Origin of the sequence: Faecalibacter bovis, assembly GCF_017948305.1 — a bacterium.
GTDB lineage: Bacteria > Bacteroidota > Bacteroidia > Flavobacteriales > Weeksellaceae > Empedobacter > Empedobacter bovis.
The window spans coordinates 2508570-2530461 of sequence record NZ_CP072842.1; the positions used below are offsets into that span (position 1 = coordinate 2508570).

Annotated in this window: 23 protein-coding genes; 10 read left to right on the forward strand and 13 right to left on the reverse strand. The window is 30.7% G+C overall.

Annotated elements, in window-relative coordinates; translation table 11 throughout:
- Positions 1-33 precede the first annotated feature (33 nt).
- Positions 34-1278: a DUF3748 domain-containing protein gene (locus tag J9309_RS12090; RefSeq protein WP_230476141.1), complete on the reverse strand. Its 1245-nt coding sequence runs from the start codon at positions 1276-1278 to the stop codon at positions 34-36.
- Between the two features lie 128 nt (positions 1279-1406).
- Between J9309_RS12090 and J9309_RS13605 the strand changes: the two genes are divergently transcribed.
- On the forward strand, positions 1407-1532 hold the full coding sequence (locus J9309_RS13605) for a hypothetical protein (RefSeq protein ID WP_262897268.1): 126 nt from the start codon (positions 1407-1409) through the stop codon (positions 1530-1532).
- A 120-nt stretch (positions 1533-1652) separates the two neighbouring features.
- On the opposite strand, the gene J9309_RS12095 is transcribed toward J9309_RS13605, so the two are convergent.
- Positions 1653-1979, reverse strand: coding sequence for a YbeD family protein (locus J9309_RS12095; protein WP_230476142.1), 327 nt, complete (start codon positions 1977-1979; stop codon positions 1653-1655).
- Between the two features lie 261 nt (positions 1980-2240).
- Between J9309_RS12095 and J9309_RS12100 the strand changes: the two genes are divergently transcribed.
- Positions 2241-2906, forward strand: coding sequence for a hypothetical protein (locus tag J9309_RS12100; RefSeq protein ID WP_230476143.1), 666 nt, complete (start codon positions 2241-2243; stop codon positions 2904-2906).
- A 36-nt stretch (positions 2907-2942) separates the two neighbouring features.
- Here J9309_RS12100 and J9309_RS12105 read toward each other — a convergent pair whose 3' ends face one another.
- The 5 genes from J9309_RS12105 to J9309_RS12125 form a co-directional block, all read right to left on the reverse strand.
- The gene (locus tag J9309_RS12105; protein WP_230476144.1) at positions 2943-3434 is read right to left on the reverse strand and encodes a hypothetical protein; all 492 of its coding nucleotides are present in this window, start codon (positions 3432-3434) and stop codon (positions 2943-2945) included.
- A gap of 2 nt (positions 3435-3436) precedes the next feature.
- Positions 3437-3796: a beta propeller repeat protein gene (locus J9309_RS12110; protein WP_230476145.1), complete on the reverse strand. Its 360-nt coding sequence runs from the start codon at positions 3794-3796 to the stop codon at positions 3437-3439.
- 60 nt (positions 3797-3856) lie between these two features.
- The gene (locus J9309_RS12115; RefSeq protein ID WP_230476146.1) at positions 3857-4459 is read right to left on the reverse strand and encodes a hypothetical protein; all 603 of its coding nucleotides are present in this window, start codon (positions 4457-4459) and stop codon (positions 3857-3859) included.
- A 99-nt stretch (positions 4460-4558) separates the two neighbouring features.
- Complete coding sequence (locus J9309_RS12120; RefSeq protein ID WP_121935611.1) at positions 4559-5533, reverse strand: deoxyhypusine synthase family protein; 975 nt, start codon at positions 5531-5533, stop codon at positions 4559-4561.
- Between the two features lie 20 nt (positions 5534-5553).
- Positions 5554-6939 (reverse strand): type III PLP-dependent enzyme domain-containing protein, encoded by a 1386-nt coding sequence (locus J9309_RS12125; protein ID WP_230476147.1) that lies wholly within the window; start codon positions 6937-6939, stop codon positions 5554-5556.
- 454 nt (positions 6940-7393) lie between these two features.
- On the opposite strand from J9309_RS12125, the gene J9309_RS12130 reads away from it, so the two are divergent.
- The 8 genes from J9309_RS12130 to J9309_RS12165 all read left to right on the forward strand — a co-directional run bounded on the left by J9309_RS12130 (position 7394) and on the right by J9309_RS12165 (position 15912).
- Positions 7394-8167, forward strand: coding sequence for a ParA family protein (locus tag J9309_RS12130; RefSeq protein ID WP_121935609.1), 774 nt, complete (start codon positions 7394-7396; stop codon positions 8165-8167).
- A gap of 1 nt (position 8168) precedes the next feature.
- Positions 8169-9068 carry a ParB/RepB/Spo0J family partition protein gene (locus J9309_RS12135; RefSeq protein ID WP_230476148.1) on the forward strand — a complete coding sequence of 300 codons (900 nt, stop codon included), beginning with the start codon at positions 8169-8171 and terminating at the stop codon, positions 9066-9068.
- A complete protein-coding gene (locus J9309_RS12140; protein ID WP_230476149.1) occupies positions 9058-9624 on the forward strand; it encodes a DUF5683 domain-containing protein in 567 nt (188 codons plus the stop codon). Before J9309_RS12135 ends, J9309_RS12140 begins: the two co-directional genes overlap by 11 nt.
- A 12-nt stretch (positions 9625-9636) precedes the next feature.
- Complete coding sequence (dapB, locus tag J9309_RS12145; RefSeq protein ID WP_230477874.1) at positions 9637-10341, forward strand: 4-hydroxy-tetrahydrodipicolinate reductase; 705 nt, start codon at positions 9637-9639, stop codon at positions 10339-10341.
- Between the two features lie 23 nt (positions 10342-10364).
- A complete protein-coding gene (lepB, locus tag J9309_RS12150; protein ID WP_230476150.1) occupies positions 10365-11930 on the forward strand; it encodes a signal peptidase I in 1566 nt (521 codons plus the stop codon).
- A gap of 14 nt (positions 11931-11944) precedes the next feature.
- Complete coding sequence (locus J9309_RS12155; protein WP_230476151.1) at positions 11945-12544, forward strand: WbqC family protein; 600 nt, start codon at positions 11945-11947, stop codon at positions 12542-12544.
- Positions 12545-12557: 13 nt separating this feature from the next.
- Complete coding sequence (locus J9309_RS12160) at positions 12558-14162, forward strand: S8 family serine peptidase (protein WP_230476152.1); 1605 nt, start codon at positions 12558-12560, stop codon at positions 14160-14162.
- A 139-nt stretch (positions 14163-14301) separates the two neighbouring features.
- Positions 14302-15912: a S8 family serine peptidase gene (locus tag J9309_RS12165; protein ID WP_230476153.1), complete on the forward strand. Its 1611-nt coding sequence runs from the start codon at positions 14302-14304 to the stop codon at positions 15910-15912.
- An 86-nt stretch (positions 15913-15998) separates the two neighbouring features.
- Here the strand turns inward: J9309_RS12165 and J9309_RS12170 are convergent, their stop codons facing one another.
- The 6 genes from J9309_RS12170 to J9309_RS12195 form a co-directional block, all read right to left on the reverse strand.
- Positions 15999-16349: a DUF2200 domain-containing protein gene (locus tag J9309_RS12170; protein ID WP_230476154.1), complete on the reverse strand. Its 351-nt coding sequence runs from the start codon at positions 16347-16349 to the stop codon at positions 15999-16001.
- A complete protein-coding gene (locus tag J9309_RS12175) occupies positions 16333-16770 on the reverse strand; it encodes a hypothetical protein (RefSeq protein WP_230476155.1) in 438 nt (145 codons plus the stop codon). The genes J9309_RS12170 and J9309_RS12175 overlap by 17 nt, the downstream gene beginning before the upstream one ends.
- 77 nt (positions 16771-16847) lie before the next feature.
- A complete protein-coding gene (pepE, locus tag J9309_RS12180) occupies positions 16848-17567 on the reverse strand; it encodes a dipeptidase PepE (protein ID WP_230476156.1) in 720 nt (239 codons plus the stop codon).
- 129 nt (positions 17568-17696) lie between these two features.
- Positions 17697-19493, reverse strand: coding sequence for a hypothetical protein (locus tag J9309_RS12185; protein ID WP_230476157.1), 1797 nt, complete (start codon positions 19491-19493; stop codon positions 17697-17699).
- Positions 19494-19703: 210 nt separating this feature from the next.
- The gene (locus tag J9309_RS12190; RefSeq protein ID WP_230476158.1) at positions 19704-20696 is read right to left on the reverse strand and encodes a helix-turn-helix transcriptional regulator; all 993 of its coding nucleotides are present in this window, start codon (positions 20694-20696) and stop codon (positions 19704-19706) included.
- A gap of 214 nt (positions 20697-20910) precedes the next feature.
- Positions 20911-21870: a fasciclin domain-containing protein gene (locus J9309_RS12195; RefSeq protein WP_230476159.1), complete on the reverse strand. Its 960-nt coding sequence runs from the start codon at positions 21868-21870 to the stop codon at positions 20911-20913.
- Between the last annotated feature and the right edge of the window lie 22 nt (positions 21871-21892).

Here is a 21892-nt window from a genome sequence, read left to right on the forward strand (position 1 = left end):
AAAAGACACCAAAAAAACATAGAAGTGTACATGTTACCCATTTAATAAATTAATCGTGAATATTTGTAACCAAAGTTTATTTTCATCATTTAATACATATTGATTAAAAACAATGTTATTTCCTGTTTTATCAAAATTTGGAATACCAGATATGTGTTTATTACTATATATAACCTCAGTTTTAAGTGATACTAAATCAAGGAGTATTAAAGAATCATTTTGTTTGTAGATGGCTGTTTTTCCGTCCGGAGCTATATTAAATGGAGATTGAATAGAAGTTGTATGATCAGTTAATTTTTTAATTTCTGATTGATTTATATTATAAGAATACAATTGAGTATTCCCTACACTATCCTCTTTTAAAAAATAAACAACATCACCTGCTGGATTTGATCTTAGCCAATGTCTAAAATTTGAAATTCCATTTTCTGTATAAGTCATTCTTTTTTGAATTACACCCTTTGGTACACCAGGTCGAAGAATTTCTGTACCTTCTAGCGGAACATCATTTGGTTGTGTTAAATCATCAGGCAAATCAATCATAAAAACTTCTGTTTTACGATTCCCATTTAAATCTCTTACCCAACCCTGAAAAACCAATTTATTCGTATTTCCTAACCAACATTCATCAAATGCTTTTTCAATTTCATCTGAACCATGAACTGCATCATCAACAATTTTAGAAACTATAACTGAAAACATTTCTCCTGTTATATTTTCTAAAGAAGAATCTGACGGAATATTTACTTTTTTAGGAAACATTACACCAACTACACGTTCGTCTTTTACCTTATTATATGCTAACACATAATCATTATAAGTAAAGCTAATCATTGATCCATCATAATTCCAACAATGCGAATGCGTTCCTCCACGTAATGCACCTTTTGAGAACGGAGAATAAATATTTCTTGCATCCATATGAATCGGAATATTAGGATTTGAAAGATCTATTGCTACACCTGTACGACGAGAAATACCATAAGGTTTACTTTGTGACGCATTCTGAATACCATGTATAAAGATTACTTTATCTTTTTCGGGCGAAAAAGTAGCCGCACCAACTCCTGGACCAAATTCATTAGGATTTTGAACTTCGTATAAAACTTCAATTTGTTTAGTATTGATTTTTACACGTTCTATACGAGTTGTTGTACCAATCTGTGAATCCTCATTACGTGTATCATAAACTATCCAATGATTATCTGGAGAAAAAACTTGACAATGATGCAGTGTATGACCGTAGTTTCCGAATGTGAGTTGAATTGCTTTTTTCATGAATGTTTTCTAATGAAAACAAATTTATTTGATTTTAATAAGTTTTATAGCACAACTTTAACATTGTTTTTTTCTTTGTTTACTATCAATGATTTAACTTTAATTTAAACAAATCAAAATCTATCATTATGACAAACGAAAAACAAAAAAATCACTTAGAAGTATTAGTTAACAAGTTAAAAGATCCTGCGTATAAGTTATTAAAATCAACAAATAGAGAAAAAAAGAGAAGAAGAAATAACGCAAAATCATAATTCAAATTCAAAATTATTTGGCTGTATTTTATGACATTACGTCATTGGCAATCTTGTACAAGATTACATCCTATATAATTACAAAAAAAAGAGTTCAAAATATTGAACTCTTTTTTTGTATTATAACATCATAACTCCCGGAATTTGGGAAACTTCTTGATAAAAACTGATAACTTGATCTGAATCTAACGCATAAATTACAACTGTTATTGATGTATATTTTCTATTTTTAGAAGCTTTATATTCAAAATTAGGATTTGCATTTTTAAAGATTTCCTTTACTTTACTCATAATTTCCTCACTTGTAGGATATATGAATTTGTAAGTATAATCTGCAGGAAAAGAAGTAACGTCGTCTAATCTTTCTTTAAATTTAACGTAGAAATCTTCTTTGTTTAAACCGTCACTATCTTCTATATTTTGAAAATTGATATTGAAATCACTCATAATTCTTAGTTTTTATTAACTAAGCACAATTTGTGCCAATTGACCATATTCACAATTCTAGAGAATTTATGTGAAAATTTGTCATGATTTATCATAAATAACCATTTTATATTTTATATAAATAATGATGAGATTTATAGAATTTACGCTTAAAGCTGGTTTTTAAATAAAATCACAATATTCTATTAATTATCATAGATCAATAAAAATGCAGCCATATAATTTTGCGCCCGGAAAAAATATAAACGACATTAATCATTAATGAAAAAATTATCATCAGGTGCTTTAGTATGCTTAGCTATGTTTACTTATGCACAAGTAGGTATTAATACTGAAAAACCTGAAACTGCTTTACATATAGAAGCGAAAGAAACTGCTAAAGGTTTAAAATTAGTAGACGGAACACAAGGAAATGGAAAAGTATTAATGTCTGATAAAAATGGAATTGCCTCTTGGAAAAGTCTTTTTTCAGCAGATGAAATTTATGGCACATATACATGGGCAGCTAACACAAACATAAATAATGTAAACTGGAATTCCATTGCGAATCTTAAAGTTACTCCTGTAACGCACATGATCTATTATCGTATTCATATACTAAATAATAACTCTTCACTTTCTAGTACAAGAAATGTATATAATAGAGTTTATGTGAGTACGCTTGATTGGAGTAAAGTTACTAACCAAAATACTAAAGATACACCAATTATTGGTACAACAGGATTTCAAGGCTTACAAGGAAATGATTTAGAAATTGCTTTATCATTTATGTATACAAATAAAAGCGATACAGATGAAACATTATTTCTGAATTTTCAATCAGATAGAAACAGTGTTAGAAGAAGCAAATATGCTCAGCAAACCCCAACTGAATTTAAAAATGTTAATTTAATCGAAAATTACTTCTATTCAGTTAAAATTAATTAAACCAAAAAAAACGGATTCTTTAAGATATCCGTTTTTTTATTTTGTGCTAAAAAATGATTTCATCACGTTACGTTGTTTTTCACCTAACTTTTTTATTGTTTCGAAATCATAATCTTTATAATAATCATCATTCACAAATCTAGATTCGGTTAACATAAACATTTCCTCGCAATCTTTTTCATAACCAGCAAAACACAGTGCTACTATATGATCCATCGATTCTTTATTGGACATCGATAATTTTGTAGATGTTACTAATTCATCAATAACATATGAACGCCCTTTTTCTAAATGACGATTGGCTAATTTTCGATTACGCTGTAATTGATAAATAAAACCTAACGAAATGTGATAATGTGTTTCATCTTTATGAAATTCAATCAATTTTTGTAAAGATTGAATTGTCTTGTTTAAATCTTTATCAATTATATTTTGCTTGTAAGTTTTTATTAATTCAATTTCTTCCTGAGAAATTTGAGCAAATAAAAAATTACTGAATAGCGAAAGTATAAAAAAGATTTTTTTCATAATTATCTTGGATTTTTCTCCCAACGGCGACCTTCGTCTGGAGAATATCTAATTCCTCTTGTTGTTTCTGCAGATAAATGAGTTCCATTAAAGTTTAATTTAATAAAATCTCCTGTAAATGCATTTGGTTTAAATCGTCTTTCCCAACTAATTCCGTTGTCGTTAGAAAAGAATAAACCCTTTTCTGCAATTGCTAAAATTACTGGACCAAGATCAATCAAATCTTTAAATTCACCGACTTGATAATCCCCTTTAAAACGCATTTTCCAAGTTTTACCTTTCGTAATTGAATATTCGATTTGTCCGTAAACTTTTTGACTAATTCGAATTTGTTCTTCTCCTAAGTTTAATATCTCTGCCATTTTATTCTTAATAGGCTCCAAAGATAGTAGAATTCTACAACATTAGCTTTATTCTACAATTTAATCATTAGATAGAATTTGATATTTTAATTTTGATTGATTAATTTCTGTTCCCAAATTATTGACGATAATTTCTTCTAATATTTCATAAAATTCTGATGAATAATCATATTTCAAATCTTCGTGTAACTTTCCAAATAAAGAAATCATAGTTTTAATTTTAGAAACCTGATATAATCTTGTTTTATAACCAATTACAGTATCTTCTTTTTGTAATTGATTATATTTTTTTGTCGATTCAATCAATAAAAATGTTCTTAAACGCAGCTCACCATTAACATCTTTAGTAACCTTAGCAAAATGATTGATTTTTGAAGATAATCCACGAATTAATCGTAAATACATTCTTCCTTTATCATTAAATTTTACATTCATGATAGCTTTATAATTATCATTTAAAGTTGATTCAATTTCAGTTTTTAAATCTTCAAAACGTTTATTCAAATCAAATTCATCTTCTAATAATCTAAAAAGAAGCTGCTCTATTAAAACCTGATCTTTATTAATTAATCGAATTAATAATTGATTTTTCTCTTTTTCAGGTAAATCAAGAATTTCTTGTTTTAAAGCTGGTATGTGATTAACGTTGAATTTCTGTTTCATTATTCTATAATCATTATAATGTTAAGTTAATTCTTTTTATCCAAAAAAAAAGCGATTGAATAAATTCAACCGCTTTAATATGTTAAATAGAATTTTCTATTATTGACCTAAGATGTAAGCGAATACTAAAGGTGCAACGATTGTTGCATCAGATTCGATCATGAATTTAGGTGTATCAACATCTAATTTACCCCAAGTAATTTTCTCATTTGGAACAGCTCCTGAATAAGAACCGTAAGATGTTGTTGAATCAGAAATCTGACAGAAATAAGACCAGAAAGGAACATCTGTCCACTCTAAATCTTGGTACATCATTGGAACCACACAAATTGGGAAATCTCCAGAAATACCACCAGCAATTTGGAAGAATCCAACACCGTGTCCGTCTGAATTTGCACGATACCATTCTGTTAAGTAAATCATGTACTCAATACCAGATTTTACAGTATCAGCTTTTAAATTTCCTTTAATTACGTTAGATGCGAAAATGTTACCTGTTGTAGAATCTTCCCATCCTGGACAAACGATTGGTAAATTTTTCTCTGCAGCTGCAACAATCCAAGAATCTTTAGGATCAATTTCATAGTATTGCTCTAAAACTCCTGAATTTACAACTTGGTATAAATACTCGTGTGGTAAATATCTTTCTCCTTTAGCTTCAGCTGCGTGCCAAACATCTTCTAAGTGTTGTTGTAAACGACGGAATGCTTCTTCTTCTGGGATACAAGTATCAGTTACACGATTAAAGTGTTGATCTAATAATTCACGCTCTTGCTCTGGAGTTAAATCTCTATAATTAGGAATTCTCTTGTAGTGAGAGTGTGCCACTAAATTCATCACATCTTCTTCTAAGTTTGCTCCTGTACAAGAAATGAAGTGAACTTTATCTTGACGAATCATCTCAGCTAAAGATACACCTAACTCTGCAGTAGACATTGCACCTCCTAATGAGATTAACATTTTTCCTCCAGCATCTAAGTGTGCTTCATATCCTTTCGCAGCATCAACTAATGCCGCAGCATTGAAGTGACGGTAGTTGTGCTCAATAAATTGACTGATTGGCCCTTTGCTCATTTTATTATTATTTTATTATATTAAACTGTATAACCTAATGTTTTTAAAATTCCTTCGTGTCCTTGCTCTTCCGAATAAACTGTTGTATCGTAGTTTTCGTCAATTAACACATATTTTGGTTGTGGAATTAAACAGTGATGTACACCGCCAAAACCACCGATATTATCTTGGTAAGCACCTGTATTAAAGAAACCAATATATAATGGTTTTGCAGAATCGTATTTTGGTAAATAGATTGCATTTGTGTGCTGCTCTGAGTTATAATAATCGTCAGAATCACAAGTTAATCCTCCTAATAAAACTCGCTCATATTTGTCATACCAACGGTTTACAGGCAACATGATAAAACGCTTAGAAATTGCCCAAGCATCTGGTAATGTTGTCATGAAAGAAGAATCAATCATATCCCAATATTCACGATCGTTTTGTTTCTTTTGGTATAAGATTTTATACACTACACCTCCAGATTCACCAACTGTAAAAGAACCAAATTCTGTAAAAATATTTGGCACAGGAATTCCTTCTTCCTCACAAATTGATTGGATTTGAGATAAAATTTCCTTTGCCATGTATTGATAATCGTATTCAAAAGTTAAAGACGATTTAATAGGAAAACCACCTCCGATATTTAAACTATCTAACTCTGGACAAACTTTCTTTAAGTTTACATAAACGCGTAAACATTTTGTTAATTCGTTCCAATAATACGAGTTGTCTTTAATTCCTGTATTGATAAAGAAGTGTAACATCTTTAATTTAATACGATCATTAGGCTTTACCATATTTTGGTAAAAAGGAACAATATCCTTATAACCTATTCCTAAACGCGATGTATAAAACTCAAATTTAGGTTCCTCTTCCGATGCAATTCGAATCCCGATTTCAAAATCTCCCTCGATTGCTTCCGAGAATAAATCGACTTCTTCGTAATTATCAATTACAGTTATTGTTTTACGATGACCATTATTAACTAAACGCGCGATATTTTCAACATATTCTTCGCGTTTAAAACCGTTACATACAACGTATTGGTCATGGTTCATTAATCCTTCCGCCAATAAACTCTCAACAATATTAATATCGTAAGCAGAAGATGTTTCGATATGAATATCATTCTTTAAAGCTTCTTTTACAATATGTTTAAAGTGAGAACTTTTAGTACAATAACAATAATTGTAAGTTCCTTCGTAGTTCAATTCTTGACGTGCTTTCTCAAACCAACCTTTTGCTTTTTGAATATTCTGAGAAATTTTAGGTAAATAAGTAAATTTCAATGGAGTTCCGTGTTCTTCAACCAACTTCATTAAGTCGATTCCATGAAATTTTAAATATTCTCCGTCTAAAGTGAATTCTTCTTGTGGAAAATCAAAAGATTGAGTGATTAAGTCGATGTATTTAGTTTTCATTATGCTATTATTTTTATAAAATGTTACGTGTAAAATTTATGGTACTAAAAATGCGTTTCTAAAAGAATTTTACTTTTAGAAATAACCATTAAACACGTATAGCATAATATACTTGGCGAAGTAAATTTTGAGAAGATATTTTTTTTAATCCGCTGCTTTTTTGAAAAGCCAGAAAACCTAGGTTCCTCCCTACCTCAGTTCTCTCGAATAAAAGGTCAACACCCATTAATAATTAAAAAACTTTTGCTTTTGCAAATATATAGAATTTAAAAGAGTATGAATGATAAATTAATCGTAAAATTTAATTACTTTCACTTACAATTTATGAATTGAAAACCAACACTTAAATAACTATACGGATGATATTTCTTAAAATCTGTTTATAAATTTCTGTATATCTAATGGTTTCCATAACTGAATTATTGTATTTTTGAAATCGTTTTGAATATAAAATATGGGGAAAATAATAGCAGTAGCAAACCAAAAAGGTGGTGTAGGTAAAACTACGACTTCTGTTAATTTAGCAGCTTCATTAGGAGTATTAGAGAAAAAAGTATTATTAATTGACGCCGATCCACAAGCAAATGCAACATCTGGATTAGGTTTCGATTTGGAAACCATTGAATGTGGTACGTATGAAGTTTTAGAAAATCAAATTGCAGCAAGTGAAGCAATTTTTGAAACTGAATCTCCAAATCTAGACTTAATGCCTGCACATTTAGATTTAGTTGCAGCAGAAATTGAAATTGTAGATTATGAAAATCGTGAATATATGTTGAAAACTGCTTTGGCAGAAATCAAAGATAATTACGATTACATTGTGATTGATTGTGCTCCATCTTTAGGTTTAATCACTCTTAATGCATTAACTGCAGCAGATTCTGTGATTATTCCAATTCAATGTGAATATTTTGCTTTAGAAGGTTTAGGTAAATTGTTAAACACCGTTAAAGGAATTCAACAACATCATAATAAAGATTTAGATATAGAAGGTCTTTTATTAACGATGTATGATTCGCGTTTACGTTTATCTAACCAAGTTTTAGATGAAGTTAGTAATCACTTTCCACAAATGGTTTTCAAGACGATAATTGCTCGTAATGTTCGTTTATCCGAAGCTCCAAGTTTTGGTGAAACGATTATACAATACGATGCAGGAAGTAAAGGAGCAGAAAATTATTTAAATTTAGCTCGAGAATTTTTAATAAATAACAACGATACCGTATAATATGGCAAAATCTAATAAGAATAATCGTCTAGGTAGAGGATTATCAGCCTTATTAAAAGATGAACCTACTGTGCATTCAGCTTCGGATGATGGTGCTAAGAAATTAGTTGGAAACATAATCGAAGTTGAATTAAATAAGATTACTGCTAATCCTTGGCAACCAAGGACAAATTTTGATAAAAGAAATTTAGAAGATTTAGTAACTTCTATTCAAGCATTAGGCGTAATACAGCCTATTACAGTAAGAAAGAAAAACGACGGCACATACGAATTAATTTCTGGTGAACGTCGTTTTCGTGCTTCAATAATTGCCGATAAAAAAACAATTCCTGCTTTTGTTCGATTAGCGAATGATCAGGAAATGTTAGAAATGGCATTAGTTGAAAATATTCAACGACAAGACTTAGATGCCATAGAAATTGCGCTTTCCTATCAACAATTAATTGATGAAGTAAAGTTAACGCAAGAAGAATTAAGCAAACGAGTTGGTAAAGAACGTTCTTCTATTACTAATTATTTACGTCTTTTAAAATTAGATCCAATCATCCAAACCGGAATTAGAGATGGTATGATTGCGATGGGTCACGGACGTGCATTAATGGCTATTGTTGATGCGGATAAGCAGTTCGAAATTTATGAACGAATTGTTCGTGATAATTTATCTGTTCGTGAAACAGAGAAGTTAATAAAAGCTGTAAAAGAAGGACAACAACCAGAAGAAAAACAGAAGGATAAAGTTGAATTGCCAGAACATTATCAAACTGCTATGAATCGTTTCCAAGAACGATTAAATACAGCTGTTAAAATTCAACGTGCGAAAAATGGAAAAGGTAAAATCATAATTGATTTTGCTTCTGATGAAGAATTTGAACGTTTAAGAAGTTTTTTAAATGAAAACTAAAATCTTAATCCTAACATTTGTTTTCCTTTCTCAATTTGGATATGGTCAACAAATTATTACGGATGAAATTGTTGTAGATACAGTAAAAACAGACTCTATCAATAAGTTAACTCTTAAAGAGTTAAGCCCTATAAAAGCTTCTTTGTATTCTGCAGTTTTACCAGGTGCAGGACAATTGTACAATAAAAAATGGTGGAAAGCACCTATTGCTTTGGGATTAGTTGGAACAGGAATTGGTTTTACAGCGTATTACAATGGATTGCAAAATAAATTTAGATCAGCTTACATCGCTGAACTTGAAGGTAGAACGCATGAATATACTGGAATTTTAAATGCTGAGCAATTAGCTGTTTATCAGGATGAATATAAAAGAAATCGTGATTATAGCATGGCTCTAACGGTATTAGCATATATACTTAATATTGTTGATGCAACTGTTGATGCGCATTTATTTAGCATCAAAAATGATCCTGATTTTACTTGGAAACCAGTAATTATTCAAGATCAAAATACATATCAGCCTGTAATGGGGTTGAATTTAAATTTTAAATTTTAAGAAGGATAAATGATGAAAGTAGGATTAATTGGATATGGAAAAATGGGTAAAGCCATTGAAGAAATTGTTGTTGAAAGAGGACATGAAGTTGTATTAAAAATTTCTCATACTCCAACACCTGAAGAATTAAAAAATGTTGATGTAGCAATTGAATTTTCTCGACCTGAATATGCTTACGACAATCTTAAAGTATTACTAGAATCAAACACACCAACTATTTGTGGAACAACAGGTTGGTTAGATAAGCAAGAAGAAATTAATCAATTAACTATTTCAAATAATACTGCATTTTTATATGCATCAAATTTTAGTTTAGGTGTTAATTTATTTTTTGAGTTAAATCAACAATTAGCTCGAATGATGAATAAATACAGAGCTGAATACAATATTAATTTAGAGGAAATTCACCATACTCAAAAATTAGACGCACCATCAGGAACAGCTATTACAATTGCTGAAGGAATTATTGATAATTCATCTTACAATAATTGGTCGATGGAAGAACAAGGTGATGCTATTATTCCTATTGAAGCGAAACGAATTGAAAATGTACCTGGTACACATATTGTGCAATACACAAGTGAAGTAGATACTATCGAAATCTCTCATACTGCACATTCTCGCAAAGGTTTTGCATTAGGAGCTGTTATTGCAGCTGAATGGATTGCTGATAAAAAAGGTGTCTTCTCGATGAAAGACGTTTTAGAATTGAATTAACAAACTACAAATAAAAAATACTTATGTCACTAATCATTTATTGGGTTATTGGTTTTGTACTTTATAACATCCTTTACGGAGCAGGTACATGGAAATTATATAGAAATGCAGGCAAACCAGCTTGGTCAGCATTTATACCCTTTTTAAACATTTGGAACGGATTACAAATTATTGATAGACCTAAATGGTGGATTATATTGTTCTATTTACCAATTGTAGGTCCTATTTTTTGGTTAGTAATGTATGTAGATTTAGCTGATACATACGGAAAAGTAGAATTAAAGGATAAAATCATTATGGTTTTAACTTTAGGTTTATACATTTTCGCAATCAATTATTCAGATAATCCAAAATATTTAGGAGCTGAAAAACGTACTTCTACAATTGTATCTTCATTGTTATTTGCTTTAGTTTTAGCAACATTGGTACACAATTGGTTTATCCAACCGATGATTGTTCCGACAGGTTCGATGGAAAATACAATCAAAATTGGTGATGCTTTATTTGTAGAAAAAGTTAGTTTTGGTGCTCGCGTACCTACTACTCCATTAGGAATTCCATTTTCTGAATTTATTTATCGTGATGCATTTATCGACAAAGCTCGATTACCTTATATGCGTTTACCAGGTTGGAGAGATTTAAAATCAAATGACATTGTCGTTTTCAACTACCCAACAGATTCAGTTTACTCGGCAATTGATCGTAAAGATGCTTACGTTAAACGTTTAGTTGGTATGCCAGGTGAAACGGTTGAAATTAACAACGGAATATTATATGTTGACGGAAAAAAATTCCAACCAAAATTAGATGCTTTAGTACAACATTCTTATAAAGTTGTTTCTAAAATTCAATTATCTCCAGCAGTTTTATATCAAGATTTTGGAATAATCCCAACAGATTACCAAGGAACATCTTACCAAGAAGGAAGCACATTTGTTTATGGTTTCCCAGCTTTAACTGAAGCACACGTAACTGCCTTCAAAAACAACTCTAACATCATCAGTGTAGAGCCAGTTTTAAAAGCAAAAGGTGATAAAACTGAGCGTATCCGTTACGGTAACCAAATTGATAGTACTTATACAATTTTCCCTGTAAACAAGGATTGGAACGAAGATCAATATGGTAAATTATACATACCGAAAAAAGGAGATGTAGTTGACATTAACAAAGAAACTTTACCACAATACATCAACGTAATTCGTAAATACGAGCAAAACACATTACGTGTTGATTCTGCAAATGGAAAATATGATATTTTTATCAACGATCAAAAAGCGGATAAATACGAAATCAAACAAAATTATTACTTTATGGTTGGGGACAACAGAAACCAATCGTTAGACGCTCGTTTCTTTGGTTATGTTCCAGAAGATCATATCATTGGACGTCCAATTTTAATTTGGGCAAACATGAATGGAATGTTCGAACAAGCACCTAAAAAATTCATTTGGGAAAGATGGTTTACATCAATCAATAACGATAACCCAAATAAAACATCATACGGTATTTACGTATTAATCGCTTTTATTGGATGGATTGGATATGATATCTGGAAAGCAAGAAAAGAAAAACAGAAAAATAAATATTAAGATTAATAATTGAAATGAAAAATACATTTCCAGCTTTTTACTTTGGACCGATTAATTATTTCGCTGATATCGTAAAAAGTGAAGCAATTGATTTAGAAGTTTGCGAAAACTTTCAGAAACAAACGTACAGAAGTCGTACAAACATTTTAGGAGCTAATGGTAAATTATCTTTAACTATTCCCTTAGTACACGACGGAAAACGTAGCATGAAAGACATTAAACTTTCGTACGATCATAATTGGCAAAAAGAACATTTCAAATCGTTACGATCTGCATATTTAAGCTCTCCTTATTTCGAATATTATGAAGATGAGATTGCTAAATTTTATGATGAAAAAGAAACGTATTTATTAGATTTTAACATCAAAACAATCGAATTTATTCTATCAAAATTAAAAGTTGATACTGTAGTTACAAAGACAGAATCATATCAAAAATTAGATGAACAATTCGATTTCAGAAATAAATACAGCGCAAAAAAAGATCCTGAAGTACATTTCCCTGAATATGTACAAGTATTTGACGAAAAATTTGGCTTTACATCAGGTTTAAGTATTCTTGATATTTTATTTAGCCAAGGGCCACATGCAGCCATTTATTTAAAAAATTTATAAATTAAACATAAAAATGAAAAAATTAGTTTTAGCCCTTTCATTTGCTTTCTCTGTAGGTTTTGCACAAGCACAAACTGTTGAAGTTCCAAAAGAAACTTGGTATCATGCAGATGTTGAAAAAACTGGTGTTTACGGTGTAAATACTGAAAAAGCGTTAGACTTTTTAAAAGATAAAAAAAGAAAGCCACAAACGATTGTTGTTGGTGTTTTAGATTCTGGTGTGGAACATTTCCATGAAGATTTAAAAGCGAACATGTGGGTGAACAAAAAAGAAATTCCAGGTAACGGAATCGATGATGATAAAAACGGATTCATTGACGATGTACACGGATGGTCTTATTTAGGTACAGCTAAAGGAATTAACTACAATGATGATTCTGTAGAATTAACTCGTATCTACAAAACGTTAGCAGAAAAATACGATTCTTACGATCAAAAAAAGAATCATGATGCTATCGTAAAAAATCCTACTGAATATGCTGAATATGTAAAAATCAAAAGAGAATATTTAGAAACAGTTGGAAAAACTAAATATAACCAACAAGTTGCTCAAGCAAAATTAAACGCTATCGAGCCAGGTTTAAATAAAATGGTTTTAGAATTTGGTGATACTAAATTAACTAAAGATATTATCGCTAATTACCAACCAATCGATAATCAAGTTATCGAATCTTTATGGATTTTTGGTGAGTTAAAAGAAGAGCAATGGGTTGGTAAAACAATGACTCAAGTAGCAAATTCTTACTTAGGAATGGCTCGTCGTCAAGCAAAAGCTGATGGATTAACTTCTCACTACAACTTAAATTTAGTTGATCGTAAAGATGTAGATAATCCAAACGATTTAAAAGAAAGACACTACGGAAACGGTGATTCTAATGGACCTGAGTCTTCGCACGGAACTCATGTTGCAGGAATTATTGCAGCTGTTCGTGGAAATAAAATCGGAAACGAAGGTACTGCTGGAGGAAATCACGTAAAAATTATGTCAGTTCGTACAGTTCCTAATGGAGACGAAAGAGACAAAGACGTTGCAAACTCTATTTACTACGCTGTAGATAATGGTGCGAAAATCTTAAATATGTCTTTTGGAAAGAAATACTCTCCTAACAAAGATATCGTTTGGGATGCATTTAAATATGCAGCTGACAAAGGTGTTTTAATTGTAAAAGCGGCTGGTAATAGTAACGAAGATATCGATACGCACATCCACTACCCTACAAATTTCAAAGCTGATGGTACTTCAGTATCTAACGCTGTTTTAACAGTTGGTGCATCAACTCGTACATCTGATAAATTAAAAGCTGGATTCTCTAACTTTGGTAAGAAATCAGTTGACGTTTTCGGACCTGGAGCTGAAATTTACGCTACTTACCCAGGTGTAGATCAATACCGTTTCTTAAACGGAACTTCTATGGCATCTCCTGCTGTTGCTGGTGTTGCTGCTTTAGTTTGGTCACATTATCCAAAATTAAGTGCTGCTGATATCCGCACTATTTTAATGGAAACAGTAAACAAAAATGAACAATTAAAAGATATTTCTGTAACTGGTGGTGTTGTAGATGCTTACAAAGCTGTACAACGTGCTGAAGAAATCTACAAACAAAGAAAATTAAAATAATTTTTTTAAAATTTCTATAAATAAAAAGGTTCCAACTTAGTTTGGAGCCTTTTTTGTTTTAATGTAATTGTAGGTTAATAGCGTAACATTTTATACTTTTAATCTACTAATTTGAAAATTGACAAAAAACATTAACAATATGAAAAAAATAGTTTACAGTTTAGCTGTAGCTTTGATGGTTTCAACATCAACTTTTGCTCAACAAACGCCAAGACAAGATATAGATTTAAAATCATGGCAACATAAGTCATATGAGGAATCAGGAGTTTATGGTGTAAATACTCAGAAAGCATTAGAATTTTTAAAACAAAAAAATAAGAAAGGAAATACACTTGTTGTTGCTGTATTAGATTCTGGAGTTGAGGTTACACACGAAGATTTAAAAGATAATGTTTGGGTCAATCCGAAAGAAAAAAAGGACGGAAAAGATAACGATAAAAATGGCTACATTGATGATATACATGGATGGAATTTTATCGGTGGAAAAGATGGAAAAAATGTAGATGCTGATACTTTAGAATTAACTCGATTATTCAAAAAATTAAAAGATAAATTTGAAACGAGTAAAGACGCTGCTACTAACAAAACTAAATTCCCAGCAGAGTACGAAGAATATACTAAGTTAAAGAAAGAGTATGAAACTAAATTTGCTGAAGCTAAACAAATGGCAACGCAAATGAAAATGATTTCTGATAATCTTTCTAAACCTTTAGATGTTTTAATCAATGAATTAGGTGATCAGAAGTTAACTGAAGAATTTATGCTATCGTACGAACCTAAATCTGAAGAAGCTAAACAAGGAATGATGCTATTTGCTATGGTTCCTAAGGAAGCATGGGCTGGTAAAACAATGAAAGTTTTCGGGAAAGAAATTTTAGACGAAATAAACGAAGGTTACAAACATTATTCAGATCAAGAGAAATATAATTTAAATTTAGATTTTGATCCTCGTTCTATTGTTGGTGATGACTATGCTAATATCAAAGAGAAATCTTATGGTAATGCTGATGTTGATGGGCCAGATTCTAACCACGGAACTCATGTATCAGGAATTATTGCTGCAAAACGTGGAAATGGATTAGGAATTGACGGAATCGCTGGTGATGGTAACGTAAGAATTATGTCTATACGTACGGTTCCTAATGGGGATGAACGTGACAAAGATGTAGCAAATGCAATTCGTTACGCGGTAGATAATGGAGCTAAAATTTTAAATATGTCTTTTGGTAAAGATTATTCTCCTGACAAAGAAATTGTTTGGGAAGCATTTAAATATGCTGCTGACAAAGGTGTTTTATTAGTAAAAGCAGCTGGTAACGATGATTTAAATATTGATACAGATATTCATTACCCAACAGTTTACAATGATAAAGGAATTGCAGTTTCTAATAACGTAATTACTGTAGGATCATCTACAAGTGATTCATCTTTATTAAAATCAAGTTTCTCAAACTACGGTAAAAAATCTGTTGACGTTTTTGCTCCAGGATCTGAAATTTATTCAGCTATCCCTACACGAGATGGTGCGTATAAATCTAACTCAGGTACTTCTATGGCTTCTCCAGTAGTAGCTGGTGTTGCGGCATTAGTTTGGTCTCATTATCCAAGCTTAACTGCAGTACAAGTAAAACAAATTATTATGGAATCGGTTAATAAAAATGATCAATTAACTGAAATATCTGTAACAGGTGGTGTTGTTGATGCCTTAAAAGCTGTACAATTAGCTGATAAAATGACTTCTAAAAAGTAATTTAAATATTTTATTATTAAAAAGCGACCTCAACGGGTCGCTTTTTTATTTGTCATTCTATTTTAACTCATTACATTATTGTAAAATTATTCTCTTAGGATTTTATCTAAAGCTTTGCCTTTAGCTAATTCATCAATGATTTTATCTAAATAACGAATTTTTTGATATAAAGGATCTTCTATATTTTCCACTCTATACCCACAAATAACACCTTTAATTTTAGCAGCGTTTGGATTTAGTTTTGCTTCATTAAAAAAAGTTTCGAAATCAATTTTATTTTCGATTATTTGATTCAAATCAGATGCAGTATAACCTGTCAACCATTCAATTACCTGGTGTAATTCTTCAACAGTTCTACCCTTTGATTCCACTTTCTTTAAATAGTGTGGATAGACGCTGGCGAAGGTCATTTTAAAAACTTTAGTATTCATCTTCATCGTCAATTTTATCTACAAAATTTACCAAAAGTAATAATTCATCGGTATCTATCGCTTCAGAATTAAATACAGATAATTTAAAACTACATTCTGGAAAATGAAGTTTTATACAATCATTTAATAAATGAATATCTCCAAAAAATAGTTCAGATTCTTTCGGACAAAATACATCCATCGTGATCCCAAATTTTTCATGATGATCAATGATACGATTACTATATTTTTCGTTCATTTCGATGATAATATCTTCAATTTTCCCTTTGTATTTATATGACATTTGGGACTGTGGAAAAAACTTAAATAGTTGATTTCTACATTCAGCAATTATATTTTTCTGTTCTTCATTATCTGAATCTAAAGAAATATAATCCAGTTTTCTAATCACATTCAAAATTGTGTCTGATAAATTTAAATTCTCCATAAATACAAATGCTTGTTTTTATAAATGTACTAAAAATAAAACAGCGAACATTTCTGTTCGCTGCTCATTATATTAAATTATTTATAAATTTCTTCGTTTAAAATTCCAGCCACAATTTCCACAGGAATTTGATTTGGCTTAAAAATTCGAGCTGTTAAATTCCCTTTTAATTCGATTACCGAATTTTCAACACGTAACCAACTTCCTTCTCGTAATCCAATCACTGTTTGAGTATTAAATTTATGAAATTCGTTAATACGTGTTTCTCTCGTTTCGCCTTTATGCGTAGAATTTGGATCAGGATCTAAATAATGCGGATTTAGATTAAATGGCAAAAACTGTAAGGCATCAAAGCTTGGTGGATAAACAATAGGCATATCATTGGTTGTACCAATAGTTAAACCAGTTAAATTACTTCCAGCACTACTTCCCATATATGGAATCTCATTCGCCACAACTTCTTTTATCGTATCAATTAAACCTAATTCATATAAAGTTTTTAGTAATAGAAATGTATTTCCACCTCCAATAAAAATTGCTTTAGCATTTAGAATTGCTTCTTTTTTATTTTCGTAAGAATGTAGCCCAGTAACATTGATTCCAAAAGGATTTAATGCATTTTTAACACTTTGCGTATATTCATCATGTGTAATACCAGAAGGGCGAGCAAATGGTACAAACAATAATTCATTGGTTTGTAAAAAATCTAAAATCTCTTCTCGAATATATTCTAAATATCCACTACCATGAATTGTACTTGTGCTTATTACAAGTAAACGATAATTTGGATTGATCATTTTAATTTAATTTGAAACAAAAATAAAATTTATCATTGAAAATAATACAAAAAGGGACCTAGTAAAACTAGATCCCCCCATAAATAAACAATAGTATTTACACCAAGACAAGGCTTTGGCTTAAATTGGTTAATATTTAAAAGAATTGATTCCATCAAATTCTGCTTGTTCAATAGCCCACGCAAAAGCATTTGCTGTAAATTGTGAATTGTAAACATCAGCTCGGTTATTTCGACCATAATTAGGTTTGGCAATTGGTCGATTACTACCATTAACATTGAAAGGGCAAATGGTATTACTTGTACCACAATTTGAATTAAATCCACCATCACCAACCCAAATAAGATGGAGTGACTTGTGCTTGAATGCTGTAACTCGTCCGGCTGTACCACCAGGATTATTTTGAGAATAATCTGAATCGGTTGAATAAATATCAATTTCATTCGTTGGTAAACCTTGTAGATAAGAAGTAAAAGAAGCATCTTCTCCCCAATATTTTCCTCTTAAATCTCCAAATGGACCATTGACAATTTTATCGTTAAGTAAAGGTAATTTATATAAAGCACCGGCAGCATTTACTGTTCCACTTGTAATTGTATTATCATTGAATATATTTCGCATTAAACGTTGATTTCCCACATTAGATTCACTAAATGCTAATACAACACCTTTTTTTGACAGATATTCGGTAAAAAGATCAGCCTCTGCTTCAGACATTGTCCAAGGAAATCCAATTACAACAATATCTACAGGATCGTTGATTAACCAATTTTGCAAATTTGAAATACTTGGAAGCGATGTCCCATTGATTCGAGTAAATCCTTCAGATTTAACTAAACTATTAACTATTGATCCAAAATTATCTTGAGCAGAAATCATTCTTCCTGAAGCGGCATTACCAGAAAAATTATAACCAAATCCATTCTCTCCCGAACCAATAGTTAGTAATCGTTTTACTGGAATAGTCATTGTAATTTTAACGGAACAAGAAGCTTCTCCATCTGCACTATTAGTAAGTAATGTAACCGTTTTTGGTTCAATAGATGTAGGTGTTCCATTCCCTATTAATTGGATAATTTGCTGACCTATCGTTGTAAACGTTCCAGAAGCACGGAAAGAAATTCCATCTACAGTATTGGACGTAATGTCATAACTACCTAATTTTGAAACTTGAATTGTTAGTGTAATTGTATTCGAATTATCTAAAGCGATACCCTTTTTATATACACCATTAACGATTGCAGTGCGACAATTGATACTATAAGTAGCAGCTGCTGTTAAAACATTTACCTCTGGTAAAGGATCACATTCTACGTCAATTCCATTCGCAGAAATCGATAATGCATCTGTTCCAACTTCAATTGGTGTACCTTGTGCTTCTAATCGCACGGTATAAGTACCTTTTTCTAAAAATGTACCTGTAGAAGAAAAACTATATCCATTTCCTGATATAGCAAAAATTGCATAATCACCAGGTTTTGTAACATTTACTTTTATACTTACATAATTGTTAGCTGTGACTTCTTTTCCTTCAATATAAGTTCCGAAAACGGCTACATCCGTTGGACAATTAAACGTAAACTCAGATTTTCCAAGTTTACCACATAAACTTTTCCATTCTTGTTCAATAAAGTTCCAATAATTGTAACAATCTTCGGTTGTATTGTATATTAATAAACTATTGTCACTTGCTTGAAGTTGTAACACTTTCGGATTTGCCAATGGATTTTCGTAGGTTAATTCATCTCTTTCAGTTTCAGTCAAACGGGGAATCATTATACCTTTTTTAATAATCGACTGATCGTCCATCTTTTCTGAAACATGTAACAACGTATTCTTTTCAGGTGTTGAGGTATTAATACCTACCTGCGCAATGAGGGGCGAAATGATTAAAAAAGAAAAGAGAATAAAAATAATTTTTTTCATAATAATAGATATAGGTTGGTTATTTAACTTTTAAATGTTATTTGTTTCGTGTTTTATAATTACACCGCAAATGTATTTATCATCAGGTATAAGATTGAATTTTAAGCACCTTCAAAACCACTCAAAAGAATATTTGAGGGATTTTTTCCGATATTATAAAATTTAATTGCAGAATTTTTAAGGATTGATATATATAATCGTTTGACTACATCAAAAATTTTCTAAAAAAGTAGAACTATTAGAATTTAATTTAAGTTTCTTTCTGATGCGATATTTACGAGATTCAACAGATTTAATCGTTGTATCAGTATAAATTGCTATTTGTTTGGTTGAATATCCTAATTTAAATAAAGCACAATATTTTAAATCACTTTGATTTAATGGTTGTTGAGCTAAAGCTTTAATTTTATCAAAGAAATCGGGATATATAATTTCAAATTTTTCTATAAAAATAGTATCACTTAAAGGAATACATTCTATTAATTCATTTAAGAAATCTTCAGAAATCATATTAGAATTTAATACAGCTTTTAAGCGAATTACTTCTGATTGAAGGTGACTAATTTCTTCTCTTTTCAAAATATTTCGATGCTCTAATAAATGATACCCTTCCCATTTATCAACAATTATTAAATAAATTAAAAACTTAACAATCAGAATACAACTCAGATTTAATAATTGTAATGCTTTTTGTTCAAAAGGATTTATTTCACTTTTTGGAACTATTAGTACATCTTCCAAGATTACTGCACAATACATATTTAGGATGATGAATAAAATAAGACCATGAAAATAAATCGGATCTTTCTTTTGATTAAATAATACACCTACTGTAATCAATAATGGCAGAAAGTATAAAAATACACCACTTTCTAGCCCACAAAAATGTGAGTAGTAATTAATAATAAGTGTAATGATTACGGTTATAACATAGATAATCTTTCGATTTGGTTTTAAATTTTTAAAAATATAAGGTGAAGCTCCAAATCCAACCGCCAAAATTGAAATGATAAAAACATCTATTGAAAAATTGAAGTGGATATAATTGAAAACAGAAATGATGAAGAAAACAATAAATAATACCAAAGAATATTGATTAATCACCATTTTAAATTCGCGGTCATCTTTAGATAGTGTCTCGTCAATCCCATAATAAAAAATATATGTATATAACCAATTCCTGATGTTGTCGAAGTAGTTCATTTTAAGTTGGTTTGATTAATAATACAAAGTTAGTTTTATCAATATAGGAATGATATTTTTTGCACTATTTAGTATGAATAAAAAATATATAAGCGGAAAACTTTAACAAATGGATTAGATATAATTCTTATAAAGTAATGATCAAATTCAATCAATAAAATATAATTATAAAAAAACCTCAAGAAATCTTGAGGCTTTACACACATAAATTAATTTACGGTAACAAAACTTGATCAATTACGTGAACTACTCCATTTGTTGCTAAAACATTCGGAGCTATAACAGTTGATGCAGTTGAATTTGTTCTACCTTTTATAGTTACTTGATTTCCTATATTAACCAATAAAGTTCCACCTTGAACTGTATTTAAAGCTTGATTATTCGTTAAATCCGAAGAAAACGCTCTCGCTCCTACTACATGGTAAGTTAAGATTGATGTTAGAACATCAGGATCTGCTGCTTGAATAGAAGCAATTGTAGGAAAACCTGCATTGATAAACGCTTGGTTTGTTGGTGCAAAAACAGTTAAACCTTCAGTAGAAGCTAATACATTGGCAACATTTGTATTACCTTGACTGGCTCTTACTACAGCAGCAACTAGATAAGTTAAATTCTCATTTCCTTGAGCTGTTTCAACTAAATTGCCTGGAGCTGGTAATAACACTCGTTCAATTGAATGAATAATACCGTTAGACGCCATAATATCTGCTTGATTTACTTTCCATCCGTTTACAAATACACCACGAGCATCTTTAGTAACATAAATAGGATCTCCTTGCGCTGTTGTAACTTTTGCATTTGGTCCTGCTGGCACGGCCGAAGATGCAACTTTACTAGCTAAAGTATGATACAATAATATATCTTTAGTTTGATCTGTAGTTAGTGTAGCTAAAGTTGCGCTTGTAATTCCACTCGCTTCGAAAGCAGCATTATTAGGTGCAAAAACAGTAAATTCACCGTTACCGCTTAGAGTTGCTCCTAATCCGGCTTTAGTTACTGCTTGACTTAATGTTGAAAATGAAGAATTAGAAGTTACTATTCCAGCTATTGTCTGATCATTAGGGGCAATCCCTTGATTGTCGTCATCATCATTACAAGATACCAAAACTGAACCTGCCATTACTAAACCTAGACCAACTTTAGTCATCGATTTTACCATTGATTTTAATTTCATATTTATTTTATTGGTTTTAATT

Bases quoted from the DNA above. Each gene is read 5' to 3' on its own strand.
- J9309_RS12090 (WP_230476141.1), bottom strand. From the start codon at position 1,278: ATGAAAAAAGCAATTCAACTCACATTCGGAAACTACGGTCATACACTG.
- J9309_RS13605 (WP_262897268.1), top strand. From the start codon at position 1,407: ATGACAAACGAAAAACAAAAAAATCACTTAGAAGTATTAGTTAACAAG.
- J9309_RS12095 (WP_230476142.1), bottom strand. From the start codon at position 1,979: ATGAGTGATTTCAATATCAATTTTCAAAATATAGAAGATAGTGACGGT.
- J9309_RS12100 (WP_230476143.1), top strand. From the start codon at position 2,241: ATGAAAAAATTATCATCAGGTGCTTTAGTATGCTTAGCTATGTTTACT.
- J9309_RS12105 (WP_230476144.1), bottom strand. From the start codon at position 3,434: ATGAAAAAAATCTTTTTTATACTTTCGCTATTCAGTAATTTTTTATTT.
- J9309_RS12110 (WP_230476145.1), bottom strand. From the start codon at position 3,796: ATGGCAGAGATATTAAACTTAGGAGAAGAACAAATTCGAATTAGTCAA.
- J9309_RS12115 (WP_230476146.1), bottom strand. From the start codon at position 4,459: ATGAAACAGAAATTCAACGTTAATCACATACCAGCTTTAAAACAAGAA.
- J9309_RS12120 (WP_121935611.1), bottom strand. From the start codon at position 5,533: ATGAGCAAAGGGCCAATCAGTCAATTTATTGAGCACAACTACCGTCAC.
- J9309_RS12125 (WP_230476147.1), bottom strand. From the start codon at position 6,939: ATGAAAACTAAATACATCGACTTAATCACTCAATCTTTTGATTTTCCA.
- J9309_RS12130 (WP_121935609.1), top strand. From the start codon at position 7,394: ATGGGGAAAATAATAGCAGTAGCAAACCAAAAAGGTGGTGTAGGTAAA.
- J9309_RS12135 (WP_230476148.1), top strand. From the start codon at position 8,169: ATGGCAAAATCTAATAAGAATAATCGTCTAGGTAGAGGATTATCAGCC.
- J9309_RS12140 (WP_230476149.1), top strand. From the start codon at position 9,058: ATGAAAACTAAAATCTTAATCCTAACATTTGTTTTCCTTTCTCAATTT.
- dapB (WP_230477874.1), top strand. From the start codon at position 9,637: ATGAAAGTAGGATTAATTGGATATGGAAAAATGGGTAAAGCCATTGAA.
- lepB (WP_230476150.1), top strand. From the start codon at position 10,365: ATGTCACTAATCATTTATTGGGTTATTGGTTTTGTACTTTATAACATC.
- J9309_RS12155 (WP_230476151.1), top strand. From the start codon at position 11,945: ATGAAAAATACATTTCCAGCTTTTTACTTTGGACCGATTAATTATTTC.
- J9309_RS12160 (WP_230476152.1), top strand. From the start codon at position 12,558: ATGAAAAAATTAGTTTTAGCCCTTTCATTTGCTTTCTCTGTAGGTTTT.
- J9309_RS12165 (WP_230476153.1), top strand. From the start codon at position 14,302: ATGAAAAAAATAGTTTACAGTTTAGCTGTAGCTTTGATGGTTTCAACA.
- J9309_RS12170 (WP_230476154.1), bottom strand. From the start codon at position 16,349: ATGAAGATGAATACTAAAGTTTTTAAAATGACCTTCGCCAGCGTCTAT.
- J9309_RS12175 (WP_230476155.1), bottom strand. From the start codon at position 16,770: ATGGAGAATTTAAATTTATCAGACACAATTTTGAATGTGATTAGAAAA.
- pepE (WP_230476156.1), bottom strand. From the start codon at position 17,567: ATGATCAATCCAAATTATCGTTTACTTGTAATAAGCACAAGTACAATT.
- J9309_RS12185 (WP_230476157.1), bottom strand. From the start codon at position 19,493: ATGAAAAAAATTATTTTTATTCTCTTTTCTTTTTTAATCATTTCGCCC.
- J9309_RS12190 (WP_230476158.1), bottom strand. From the start codon at position 20,696: ATGAACTACTTCGACAACATCAGGAATTGGTTATATACATATATTTTT.
- J9309_RS12195 (WP_230476159.1), bottom strand. From the start codon at position 21,870: ATGAAATTAAAATCAATGGTAAAATCGATGACTAAAGTTGGTCTAGGT.